The organism is Nocardia sp. NBC_01503, assembly GCF_036327755.1.
Lineage (GTDB): Bacteria > Actinomycetota > Actinomycetes > Mycobacteriales > Mycobacteriaceae > Nocardia.
The window spans coordinates 2517389-2530110 of the sequence record NZ_CP109596.1 but is presented as its reverse complement, the minus strand read 5'-3'; the positions used below and the strand labels follow the sequence as shown (position 1 = coordinate 2530110).

At 65.3% G+C, this 12722-nt stretch carries 7 protein-coding genes and 1 tRNA gene; all 8 read left to right on the top strand.

The window, feature by feature from the left end:
* Window positions 1-335: 335 nt before the first annotated feature.
* The 8 genes from dnaA to OHB26_RS11325 all read left to right on the top strand — a co-directional run bounded on the left by dnaA (window position 336) and on the right by OHB26_RS11325 (window position 12718).
* A complete protein-coding gene (dnaA, locus tag OHB26_RS11360; RefSeq protein ID WP_330184141.1) occupies window positions 336-2189 on the top strand; it encodes a chromosomal replication initiator protein DnaA in 1854 nt (617 codons plus the stop codon).
* 762 nt (window positions 2190-2951) lie between these two features.
* Window positions 2952-4121, top strand: a complete 1170-nt coding sequence (dnaN, locus tag OHB26_RS11355) for a DNA polymerase III subunit beta (RefSeq protein ID WP_067573199.1) — start codon at window positions 2952-2954, stop codon at window positions 4119-4121.
* A gap of 133 nt (window positions 4122-4254) precedes the next feature.
* Window positions 4255-5427, top strand: coding sequence for a DNA replication/repair protein RecF (recF, locus tag OHB26_RS11350; protein WP_330184140.1), 1173 nt, complete (start codon window positions 4255-4257; stop codon window positions 5425-5427).
* A gap of 327 nt (window positions 5428-5754) precedes the next feature.
* Window positions 5755-6351 carry a DUF721 family protein gene (locus OHB26_RS11345; protein WP_330184139.1) on the top strand — a complete coding sequence of 199 codons (597 nt, stop codon included), beginning with the start codon at window positions 5755-5757 and terminating at the stop codon, window positions 6349-6351.
* A 500-nt stretch (window positions 6352-6851) separates the two neighbouring features.
* Window positions 6852-8891, top strand: a complete 2040-nt coding sequence (gene gyrB / locus OHB26_RS11340) for a DNA topoisomerase (ATP-hydrolyzing) subunit B (protein WP_330184138.1) — start codon at window positions 6852-6854, stop codon at window positions 8889-8891.
* A 109-nt stretch (window positions 8892-9000) separates the two neighbouring features.
* Window positions 9001-11514 (top strand): DNA gyrase subunit A, encoded by a 2514-nt coding sequence (gyrA, locus tag OHB26_RS11335; protein ID WP_330184137.1) that lies wholly within the window; start codon window positions 9001-9003, stop codon window positions 11512-11514.
* A 231-nt stretch (window positions 11515-11745) separates the two neighbouring features.
* Entirely contained in the window at window positions 11746-12519 is a 774-nt protein-coding gene (locus OHB26_RS11330) for a DUF3566 domain-containing protein (RefSeq protein WP_442942913.1), read from the top strand.
* Between the two features lie 125 nt (window positions 12520-12644).
* Window positions 12645-12718 (top strand) — tRNA-Ile (locus OHB26_RS11325).
* The last annotated feature ends 4 nt before the right edge of the window (window positions 12719-12722 follow it).

The window sequence follows — 12722 nt, the reverse complement described above, 5'->3', positions numbered from 1 at the left end:
CAAACTCGGGGTAAAGCCCGGGCTTTCGGCGGTGTCCAGGCGGTTCGCGTCGATGGTCCGGTTCCTGTACGGTCCATCGAGGCGTTGGAGCGACCTAGCGTGTAGTTGCCAGCTGATAGCTGAAGAACCGCAGGTCGACGCCCGAATAGGGGGATTCGACGGGATGCGACGCGCATCCCCAGGTTGTCCACATCTGTGGATAATTGTGTGGAAACACCCTTGGAGTGGCATATTCGTAGGGCTGACGGAGCTCGTCGACGCCCGGTTACCTGGGGGAATCGAGCAGTCGCCGCCCGTCTGCTCCAATCGACCTTGCTCCGGGGAGGACTACGTTCGTGGACGACGAGCAGAATGTGCTGACAGCTGTCTGGCCCGAGGTGATCGCCGAACTCGCGAGCGGCTCCGCGGACGGGGAGATCCAGCCGGTCAGCAAGGCGCACAAAGCCTGGCTCGGCATCATCGAACCGATCACCTTCGCGCAGGGATTCGCCCTGCTCTCGGTGCCCGGAACCATGGCCCAGGAGGTCGTGGAACGCGATCTGCGCGAACCCATCCTGCGCTCGCTGGCCCGGCGCGGACTTCAGGTCGAGGGCCTCGGTGTGCGGATAAGGGCACAGCAGAACTCACCTGTGGATCGCTCGCCCAACGCGCCCCGGCACGCCCGGATGACCTCGCGCCCGGAGCGCCCGCGTGAGCCCGATCACGCCCAGATGAGCTACCAGCCGGCACCCCCGCCACCTGCCCCCGTGGAGCGTCAACAGCCCCACTACCAGGCACAGCCGGAGTATCCACAGCCCCGCTACGCCCCTGCACAGGACTATCCCGCCGAATACGGCGAGCGCGAATCTTATCCACCGGTGGAATTCGGTCAGCCGCAGATGGCCGAAGAGTTGCCGGTCCCCGCACCGGAGCCGCAGCAACAACCCCGTCGCCGGGAGAACCACCGGCCACCGGCCATGCCGCCGGGGCAGGAGTCGCTGTTCTCGCCCGAACCGCCCGCGCAGTTCCCCGAACCCGAACCCGCGCCCGTACCGGTACAGCAGACCCGCCGGCCGGTGGACGAGGACCATCACCAGGACGAGCCGGTGGTGAACGCGCGCAATTCGTGGCCGACCTACTTCAACAAGTCGCCCGAGCGCGAGACCCCGCAACCGTCCTCGGCGAACAGCCTGAACGCCAAGTACACCTTCGAAACCTTCGTCATCGGCGCCTCCAACCGCTTCGCGCACGCCGCGGCGGTGGCCATCGCGGAGGCGCCCGCGCGCGCCTACAATCCGCTATTCGTTTGGGGCGCTTCGGGTTTGGGCAAGACGCACCTGCTGCACGCGGCCGGGCACTACGCCCAGCGGCTCTTCCCGGGCATGCGGGTGAAGTACGTCTCCACCGAGGAGTTCACCAACGACTTCATCAACTCGCTGCGCGACGACCGCAAGGTGGCCTTCAAGCGCCGCTACCGCGAGACCGACATCCTGCTGGTGGACGACATCCAGTTCATCGAGGGTAAGGAAGGCATCCAGGAGGAGTTCTTCCACACCTTCAACACCTTGCACAACGCCAATAAGCAGATCGTGGTCTCCTCGGACCGGCCGCCCAAGCAGCTGGCCACGCTGGAGGAGCGGTTGCGCACCCGCTTCGAATGGGGCCTCATCACCGATGTGCAGCCGCCGGAGCTGGAGACGCGCATCGCCATCCTGCGCAAGAAGGCTCGGATGGATCGCCTCGATGTACCGCACGACGTGCTGGAACTGATCGCCAGCCGGGTGGAGCGCAATATCCGCGAACTGGAGGGCGCGCTCATCCGGGTGACCGCGTTCGCCTCGCTCAACGGGCAGCCGCTGGACCTGTCGCTGGCCGAGGTGGTGTTGCGTGACCTCATGCCCGATGCCGCGACCATGGAGATCACCGCGTCCACGATCATGGCCGTGACCGCGGAGTACTTCAACACCACCCTGGAGGAGCTGACCGGTCCCGGTAAGGCCCGCCCGCTGGCGCAGGCCCGGCAGATCGCCATGTACCTGTGCCGCGAGCTGACCGACCTGTCCCTGCCCAAGATCGGTCAGGCGTTCGGCCGCGACCACACCACGGTCATGTACGCGGACAAGAAGGTGCGCAAGGAGATGACCGAGCGGCGCCGGGTCTACGACCAGGTTCAAGAACTCACAGCCCGTATCAAACAGCGTTCCCGCTGATCCACAGCTAACAGGCCCCCACGTCGATTGACGTGGGGGTCTTGTGTTTTCGGGGTTGTGGATTCCTCGAGGAATCCTCGAGGAAACTGTGTGGAATCCTCGAGTTGTGCACCGGTTTGCGCACAGGGCTCTACCAACAGGTGTGCACAGGAGGTAGTGCACAGTTCCCACAGGTGGAACAATCCTCGAGGTCTGACCTGGGGTGATGGGAGTTATGCCCTGTGGATTCCTCGAGGAGTCCCATGGGAGTCCTCGAGGAAACTCGGAGTTGTCCACCGATTCGCCCCCATGTGGGCAGGTGGGCCGGAAACCGGGGAGCAACTCGAGGATGACTCGAGGATGAATGTGGAAACTGGCGGTGGTTCCACAGCCACGCGCCGTTCATCCTCGAGACACCCTCGAGACATCCACACGCCGCCGCACCCTCGGACCTGCGGAAAGACCGGAAGTCCACAGATTCCACACCGCCTACTACTACTTCATTTCTCTCTAATTGAAATCTTCTTTTAAAACAGGTGTGTGGAAAGTGGGCCTGGGAGCAAACGGTTCGCTGGCAGCGGTTCCCGGCTCGTGCACAAGGACGCCTGGACAAGAACGGACACCCCGGACTCCGATGGACCCTCCGACCCGGCGCGCGCGGATCGCGGGTACGGTTTGATGTCGGCCCCCTGTGCGAGACTGCATGGGTTCCAGGGGGAAGTAGCCCCTGACGAATTCACTGATCACAACTGATCGAGACTTGGGAGAGGAACAGACCGGGCGATGGAGCTTGCAAGCATGAAGTTTCGGGTCGCTCGCGAGGACTTCGCCGAATCCGTAGCCTGGGTGGCCCGCAGCCTGCCGTCGCGGCCCCCGGTGCCTGTGCTCGGCGGTGTGCTCCTCGTGGCCGATGAAGATGGTCTCACCGTGTCCGGCTTCGACTACGAGGTCTCCGCGCAGATGCGCGTGGCCGCCGAGGTCGCCGGTCCCGGGCAGGTGCTGGTCTCCGGCCGCCTGCTGGCCGATATCACCAAGGCGCTCTCCAACAAGCCGATCGACGTATCGGTGGACGGCACCCGCGTACTGATCGCGTGCGGCAGCGCCAAGTTCTCGCTGCCGACCATGCCGGTCGAGGATTATCCCCAGCTTCCCGAACTTCCTCCCCAGACCGGCGAACTCGCGGTGGATCTGTTCTCCGAGGCGGTCGGCCAGGTCGCCGTCGCCGCGGGCCGCGATGACACGCTTCCCATGCTCACCGGCATCCGGGTGGAGATCGAGGGCCCCAAGGTCGTGCTCGCCGCCACCGACCGCTTCCGCCTCGCCGTGCGCGAGCTGGAGTGGAATCCGGGTCGCGCGGATGTGGAGACCGCGGTGCTGGTCCCCGCTCGCACGCTCTCCGAGGCCGGTAAGACGCTCGGCTCCTCCGACAAGCCGGTGCAGCTGGCCTTCGGTACGGGGTCGGACGGCCTGCTCGGCATTGTGAACGGCGGTCGCCGCACCACCACGCGCCTGCTCGACGCCGAATTCCCCAAGTTCCGCCAGTTGCTCCCCAAGGAGCACACCTCCATCGCCACGCTCTCGGTGAGCGCGCTGGTCGAGGCCATCAAGCGTGTGGCCCTGGTGGCCGAGCGCGGCGCTCAGGTGCGGATGGAGTTCTCCGAGGAGGGCCTGCTGCTCTCCGCCGGTGGTGACGACGCCGGTCGCGCCGAGGAGTGGCTGGAGGCCGACTTCCGCGGTGAGCCGCTGACCATCGCCTTCAATCCGGGCTACCTGGTCGACGGCCTGGGTGCGCTGCGCACCGATAAGGTGACCTTCGGCTTCACCACCCCCAGCCGCCCGGCCGTCTTCGTGCCCGCACCGGAAGAGGATCCGGCACAGCTGGATTCGGGTGCGTTCGCGGCGCTGGCCAGCAGCTACATCTACCTGCTGATGCCGGTGCGGCTGCCGGGCTGAGTCACCGGAAGCCGGCAGAACACTGTGCACAGTGTTGACAAACCTGTGAAAAACTCGGCGTGTGTAGGGGTTTCGGCTCCTCCCGCCGGGTTTTTCCATTTCACCAGCGCGAAGGGTCGGGTGGGTTAGCCGGATGTACGTGCGCACTCTGTCGCTGCGCGATTTCCGGTCCTGGGAGGCCGCCGAGCTCGAATTGACGCCCGGCCGAACGGTTTTCCTGGGTTCCAATGGCAACGGCAAGACCAATCTCATCGAGGCCGTCGGATATCTGTCCACCCTCGGCTCACATCGGGTCTCCGCCGATGCCCCACTGATCCGGATGGGCGCGCAGAAGGCGCGGATCGGGGCGACGGTGGTGAACACCGGACGCGAGCTGCGGGTGGATATGGAGCTCAATCAGGGCGTGGCCAATCGCGCCCAGATCAACCGTTCGCCGGTGCGGCGGCCGCGCGAGATCCTGGGCATCCTGCAGACGGTGTTGTTCGCACCGGAGGATCTGTCGCTGGTGCGCGGGGATCCGGGGGAGCGCAGGCGCTTCCTCGACGAGCTCGCCACCGCGCGCCTGCCGCGCCTGGCGGGGGTGCGCGCGGATTACGACAAGGTGCTGCGGCAGCGCTCGGCCCTGTTGAAAACCGCTGGGCGACTTGCCCGTTCCGGCGGTCACGGTGCGGAGCTGAGCACCCTCGACGTGTGGGACGGACATCTCGCCGCGCACGGTGCGGTGCTTTTGGCGCAGCGGCTGCGACTGGTCCACGAACTTTATCCACATCTCGCACAGGCCTATGGATCGATCGCGCCGGAGTCGCGCCCGGCTTCCATCGCGTACCGAAGTGGTTATCTCCCACCGGAACTGCTCGATCCGGCGCGTACGCCACAGCTCGACGACGACTCCGATCTGGAGGCGATCCTGTTGCGCGAGTTGGCCAATGCCCGGCAGAAGGAACTCGAGCGTGGCGTCTGCCTGGTGGGCCCGCATCGCGACGATCTGGAGTTGATGCTCGGCTCCGCCCCCGCGAAGAGTTTCGCCAGTCACGGTGAATCCTGGTCCTTCGCACTGGCTTTGCGCCTGGGCGCGTTCGAACTGCTGCGTACGGCGGGCACCGATCCGGTGTTGATTCTCGATGACGTCTTCGCCGAACTGGATCGCCGCCGCCGCACCGCACTGGCGTCGGTGGCGGCCGAGGCCGAGCAGGTGTTCATCACCGCCGCGGTGCCCGAGGATGTCCCGGCCGAACTGGAGGCGGCTCCGCTACGGGTCGAGACCACCGGCGAAGCCGACAGCCGAACCTCCCGGATCGCGGAGTAGCCCCCGCACCTTCGAATCGCGCAGTGCACTCCCGCGTCATCCCGGCATGCTTTTGGCCGGGATCTACTCCGGTCTGTGGATCCCGGCCAAAAACGCGCCGGGATGACGGGACCGGGTTGAGCCGGGATGACGAGGGACGGCGCGGGGTGGCGGCCGTCGCGGGGTGACTGACGAGGAGTTATCCCCAATTCCCCAGGTTTCTCCCCAAGCGCGCTTCACCCCCTGCCGATGGCGCGAGTGCGACATCGCCGCTGGCCATGGCGTGGTTGTCGGCGGCATGCGGCAGAATCCTCGGGAATGATCACACGTGGATGAAGGGACTTGTGAATGGCTGAGCAGCCGGAAGCACGCGATCCCGAACGTCCCGCCGCGGCGGGGGAGTCCGGTGGTGGGGGGCCCGAATCCGAGCTTCGCGGTGTGGATCTGGCCCGGCGCGCGCTCGAGGAGGCACGGGCGGCTGCGCGCGCTGCCGGTAAATCCGTCGGTCAGGGCCGGGCGTCACCGCGCACGGGTGGGGTGCGCGCACTGCGCGGGCGTCGCCGCGGCTGGTCCGGTTCCGGCCCCGATGACCGTGATCCCCAATTGCTCGGCGCGCTGACCGGCAAGCTGGCCAAGGGCCGCGGCTGGTCCGGCAAGGTGGCCGAGGGCATGGTGTTCGGTCAGTGGGCCAAGGTGGTGGGGGAGGACATCGCCTCGCACGCGCAGCCGGTTTCACTGGAGAACGGTGTGCTCAGCGTGCAGGCGGAGTCGACCGCGTGGGCGACGCAGCTGCGCATGTTCCAGTCGCAGATGCTGGCCAAGATCGCGGCCGCGGTGGGCCACGGGGTGGTCAAACAGTTGCGCATCAATGGCCCGACGGCCCCCAGTTGGCGTAAGGGCGAGCGGCATATCAAGGGTCGCGGTCCGCGCGACACCTACGGATAGACACTCGAAAACGCCTGTGTGCGAGGCTGCTCCGCTGGTCAGGTGACCGTTTCACGTGGAACGTGCGCTTGGATCGGTGTGGCGAACAGGGCCACTGATTTCGTGAGTTGGGGGTAACTCCCCAGCCACCTCGAAATGGTTGATCCTCCCCGACCGCACTACGCGTTCCCAGCGGTTAACGGCTCTCAGCCGGGCGCTGAAGTTTCGGAGAGGCGGAACTGCCGCTGAAGGTCTCTGAACCGCCGTCACCCATGACCGGACATATTGCTGGTCGATTTCACGCACGTATGAGGCACTCAGGGGTGTCATAGGTGCATTCTGTGTCGGTCGTACCAGTAGGATGGTGGAGTAACTAGCGGCGATACCTCCCGGCGCGTTCGGCGACAGCTCGCGCGTGGACCCGTAACCCTCGAGCAGACATGCCCTGGGGCCCCACGTGTGCTCCCCGTCCTGCGCCCGGAGGATCAGCAAGTAAGGAGAGCTACCGACCAGTGGCTGCCATGGACTCCAACGCAGACGGCTCGACCCAGCCCAAGTCAGGCAACCCCAGCTACGGTGCCGACTCCATCACCGTCCTCGAGGGCCTCGAAGCGGTTCGTAAACGTCCCGGTATGTACATCGGCTCCACCGGCGAGCGCGGTCTGCATCACCTCATCTGGGAGGTTGTGGACAACTCGGTCGACGAGGCGATGGCCGGCTACGCCAGTCGCGTCGATGTGACCCTGCTGGCCGACGGCGGCGTCGAGGTCGTCGACGACGGCCGCGGTATCCCCGTCGGAATGCACGCGCAGGGTGTGCCCACCATCGAGGTGGTCATGACCCAGCTGCACGCGGGCGGCAAGTTCGACTCCGACGCGTACGCCGTCTCGGGCGGTCTGCACGGTGTCGGTATCTCGGTGGTGAACGCGCTGTCCACCCGCCTCGAGGCCGAGGTGGACACCGACGGTTACCACTGGACCCAGGAGTACAAGGATTCCAAGCCGGGCAAGCTGGTACAGGGTGAGGCGACCAAGCGCACCGGTACCACCATCCGGTTCTGGTCGGATCCCAATATCTTCGAGACCACCGTCTACAACTTCGAGACGGTCGCGCGCCGCCTGCAGGAGATGGCGTTCCTGAACAAGGGCCTCACCATCACCCTGACCGATCAGCGGGTCTCCGACAGCGATGTCATCGACGAGGTGGTCGGCGATACCGCCGAGGCGCCCAAGCATCTCGACGAGAACGCCCCGGCCGCCACGCCGAAGGTGAAGACCAGGACCTATCACTACCCCGGTGGTCTCGAGGACTTCGTCAAGCACATCAACCGCACCAAGCAGCCGATCCACAATTCGGTGGTGGGCTTCACCGGTAAGGGCACCGGCCACGAGCTCGAGGTCGCGATGCAGTGGAACTCGGGTTACTCCGAGTCCGTGCACACCTTCGCCAACACCATCAACACCCATGAGGGCGGCACGCACGAAGAGGGCTTCCGCGCGGCGCTCACCACGGTGGTGAACAAGTACGCGAAGGATAAGAAGCTCCTCAAGGAGAAGGAAGGCAACCTGACGGGTGACGACATCCGTGAGGGCCTGGCCGCGATCGTCTCGGTGAAGATCTCGGACCCGCAGTTCGAGGGGCAGACCAAGACCAAGCTGGGCAATACCGAGGTGAAGTCGTTCGTGCAGCGCACCTGCAACGAGCACCTCGCGCACTGGTTCGAGGCGAATCCGGCCGATGCGAAGACCATTGTCACCAAGGCGGTTTCGTCGGCGCAGGCGCGGGTGGCCGCGCGTAAGGCGCGCGAGCTGGTGCGCCGCAAGTCCGCCACCGATCTCGGCGGTCTGCCGGGCAAGCTGGCGGACTGCCGCTCCAAGGATCCGGTGAAGTCCGAGATCTACATCGTGGAGGGCGACTCCGCCGGTGGTTCGGCCAAGTCCGGCCGCGACTCGATGTACCAGGCGATCCTGCCGCTGCGCGGCAAGATCATCAATGTCGAGAAGTCGCGTATCGACAAGGTGCTCAAGAACAACGAGGTGCAGGCGATCATCACCGCCTTCGGTACCGGTATCCACGACGAGTTCGATATCGCCAAGCTGCGCTATCACAAGATCGTGCTGATGGCCGACGCCGACGTGGACGGCCAGCACATCTCGACCCTGCTGCTCACCCTGCTGTTCCGCTTCATGCGGCCGCTGGTCGAGCAGGGGCACGTGTATCTCGCGCAGCCGCCGCTGTACAAGCTCAAGTGGCAGCGCACCGAGCCGGAGTTCGCCTACTCCGACCGCGAGCGCGACGGTCTGCTGGAGCGCGGCCTGGCCTCGGGCAAGAAGATCAACAAGGACGACGGCATCCAGCGCTACAAGGGTCTCGGCGAGATGAACCCGAAGGAGCTGTGGGAGACGACGATGGACCCGTCGGTCCGGGTCCTGCGCCTGGTCACCCTCGACGACGCCGCCGCTGCCGATGAGCTGTTCTCGATCCTCATGGGTGAGGACGTCGAGGCTCGGCGCAGCTTCATCACTCGCAATGCCAAGGACGTTCGGTTCCTCGACGTGTAAGGGAATTCTCGGGCGGTCGAGGGCTGGTGCTCTCGACCCCGAGGTGAGTTCTTGTGGGGGTTAGGCCCCCACACCCCCTTGCCAAAAGACTTCCTACGGAGACCAATTCATGACTGAGACCTCGCTTCCGCCGTCGGGCGGCGACCGTATCGAACCGGTCGACATCCAGCAGGAGATGCAGAACTCCTACATCGACTACGCCATGAGCGTCATCGTCGGGCGCGCGCTGCCCGAGGTGCGCGACGGTATGAAGCCGGTGCACCGCCGGATCCTGTACGCGATGTACGACAACGGGTATCGCCCCGACCGCAGCTATGTGAAGTCCGCGCGCCCGGTCGCCGACACCATGGGTAACTACCACCCGCACGGTGACACCGCCATCTACGACACCCTCGTACGTATGGCGCAGCCGTGGTCGCTGCGGTATCCGCTGGTCGACGGCCAGGGCAACTTCGGTTCGCGCGGTAATGACGGCGCGGCCGCCATGCGCTACACCGAATGCCGCCTGACCCCGCTCGCCATGGAGATGCTGCGCGAGATCGACCATGAGACGGTCGATTTCACGCCGAACTACGACGGTAAGACGCAGGAGCCGACGGTGCTCCCGGCACGCGTCCCGGCGCTGTTGATGAACGGCTCCAACGGTATCGCCGTCGGTATGGCCACCAATATCCCGCCGCATAACCTGACCGAGCTGGCCGAGGCCATCTTCTGGGCGCTGGACAATCACCTCGCCGATGAGGAAGCCACCCTCGAGGCGTGCATCGAGCGGGTGAAGGGTCCGGACTTCCCGACCTCGGGTCTGATCGTCGGCACCCAGGGCATCAATGACGCGTACCGGACCGGTCGCGGTTCCATCCGCATGCGCGGTGTGGTGGAGATCGAGGAGGACGCCCGCGGGCGCACCACCATCGTCATCACCGAACTGCCGTTCCAGGTCAATACCGACAATTTCGTGAATGCCATTGCCGAGCAGGTGAAGGACGGCAAGATCGCGGGTGTCGCCGATATCCACGACGAGTCCTCGGACCGTGTCGGTATGCGCATCGTGGTCACGGTCAAGCGTGACGCGATCGCCAAGGTGGTGCTGAACAACCTCTACAAGCACACCCAGCTGCAGACCTCGTTCGGCGCGAACATGCTCTCGATCGTCGACGGGGTGCCGCGCACGCTGCGCCTGGATCAGATGATCCGGCTGTATGTGAACCACCAGTTGGACGTGATCGTCCGGCGCACCAAGTACCTGTTGCGCAAGGCCGAGGAGCGGGCCCACATCCTGCGCGGTTTGGTGAAGGCGCTCGATCAGCTGGACGCGGTGATCGCCCTGATCCGTCGTTCGGCCGATACCGACACCGCCCGCACCGGCCTGATGCAGCTGCTCGAGATCGACGAGGTCCAGGCGACCGCGATCCTCGATATGCAGCTGCGCCGGCTGTCGGCTCTCGAGCGGCAGAAGCTGATCGACGAATTGGCGAAGATCGAACTCGAGATCGCCGATCTGAAGGACATTCTGGAGAAGCCGGAGCGCCAGCGCGCCATTGTGCGCGATGAGCTCACCGAGATCGTCGACAAGTACGGCGACGACCGCCGCACCAAGATCATCGCGGCCGACGGTGACGTGCAGGACGAGGACCTGATCGCCCGCGAGGACGTGGTCGTCACCATCACCGAGACCGGTTACGCCAAGCGCACCAAGACCGACCTCTACCGCTCGCAGAAGCGCGGCGGTAAGGGCGTGCAGGGCGCGGGTCTCAAGCAGGACGATATCGTCCGGCACTTCTTCATCAGCTCCACGCACGACTGGCTGCTGTTCTTCACCAACAAGGGCCGGGTGTACCGGGCCAAGGCGTACGAGCTGCCCGAGGCCATGCGCACCGCGCGCGGTCAGCATGTGGCGAACCTGCTGGCCTTCCAGCCGGACGAGAAGATCGCCCAGGTCATCCAGCTCAAGACCTACGAGGATGCCCCGTACCTGGTGCTGGCCACCCGCAACGGTCTGGTGAAGAAGTCCCGTCTGACCGATTTCGACTCCAACCGCACCGGCGGCATCGTCGCGGTCAACCTGCGCGATACGGATGAATTGGTCGGTGCCGCACTGTGTTCCGCCGAGGACGACCTGTTGCTGGTCTCCGCGCACGGGCAGTCCATCCGCTTCGCCGCCAATGACGAGGTGCTGCGCCCGATGGGCCGCGCCACCTCCGGTGTGCAGGGCATGCGCTTCAACACCACCGATGAGCTGTTGTCGCTCAACGTGGTTCGCGAAGGCGATGTCGGCTACCTGCTTGTCGCGACCGCCGGCGGGTACTCCAAGCGCACGGCGCTGGAGGAGTACACCGCGCAGGGCCGTGGCGGAAAGGGCGTATTGACGATTCAATACGACGTGAAACGTGGCAGTCTGGTGGGTGCGCTCATTGTCAATGACGATGACGAGCTGTACGCCATCACTTCGGGCGGCGGCGTTATCCGCACTGCTTCCAATCAGGTTCGCAAAGCCGGACGCCAGACCAAGGGTGTGCGATTGATGAACCTCGGCGAAGGCGATACGTTGCTCGCGATCGCGCGTAACGCGGACGAGCCCGACCAGGTTGCCGAAGATGACACCAGCGGTTCGGCGAAGCAGTAGTTTCACCCCCAGCAGCGGCGGCACAACGGATCGAAGGATTCACCATTGACCAATCAGCCGAATGACCAGCGCGGTCATGCCAATGGCGTGACCGAGAGAATCGCACCGTCTCCGATTCCGCCGCGGCCCATTCCGCGACCGGGCTCGGGAAACGAAGGTGGTGCCCCGCAGGTGTCCCCAAATGAAACTCCTGACAATTCAGGCGATTTCGCTTCGGACGTCACCGGGCGAATGAGCGATCCGACGGAGGTGACCGCCCCCGAAGCCGTGGAGGGTCAGTCCGCCGGTTCTCCCTACCAGGACGGCGGGTGGTCGCAGCTGCCGCAGCGGGAACCGCAGTCCAACCTGTACCGGCCGGGTCAGGCCCCCACCACCGGTCGCCCCGGTGGCGTGGGCCTGAACGCCGGTGTCTCCAACGCGCGCACCACCGCCGACCTGGCGGCCAAGGCGGCGCGCAAGGAGGCCGCCATGGTCAAGTCCGTCGGTATCGACGGGCCGACCCGCAGCATCGCGCGTCCGGAGTTGGTGAAGGATCTGCCGGATCTTTCGGAGATGCGGCATCCGCTGCCGCCGCCGGAGCCGATTCCGCCGGCCGGTCCGGTCTCACCGTCCGCCCCCGCGGCGGTGGCCGCCGCCGCTGCCACCGGTGAGCCGCTGCGCGCCACCGTGCAGGTGCGCCATATCGATCCGTGGTCGACGCTGAAGGTGTCGCTGGTCATCAGCGTCGCCCTGTTCTTCGTCTGGATGCTGGCGGTCGGTCTGCTCTACCTGGTGCTCGAGGGTATGGGCGTGTGGGAGCGGTTGAACTCCACCTTCACCGATATGGTCTCGGACTCCTCGTCCGCCGGGCTGATCGACGCGGGCACGGTCTTCGGGTACGCCGGTGTCATCGGGTTGATCAATGTGGTGTTGCTGACGGCACTCTCGACCGTCGGCGTCTTCGTCTACAACCAGTGCACCGACCTGGTCGGCGGCATCCAGTTGACGCTCGCCGATCCGGACTAGAAACAGCTCTCGCGAACGGTCGGTCAAGCCTCTCGAACAGGGCTTTGACCGGCCGTTTTGCTTATTCGCACAACCTTCGGGTAATCTTCAGCCTCGGTTCGAGTGACACACTCGGAACCGGATGAGGGCCTATAGCTCAGGCGGTTAGAGCGCTTCGCTGATAACGAAGAGGTCGGAGGTTCAAGTCCTCCTAGGCCCACTCT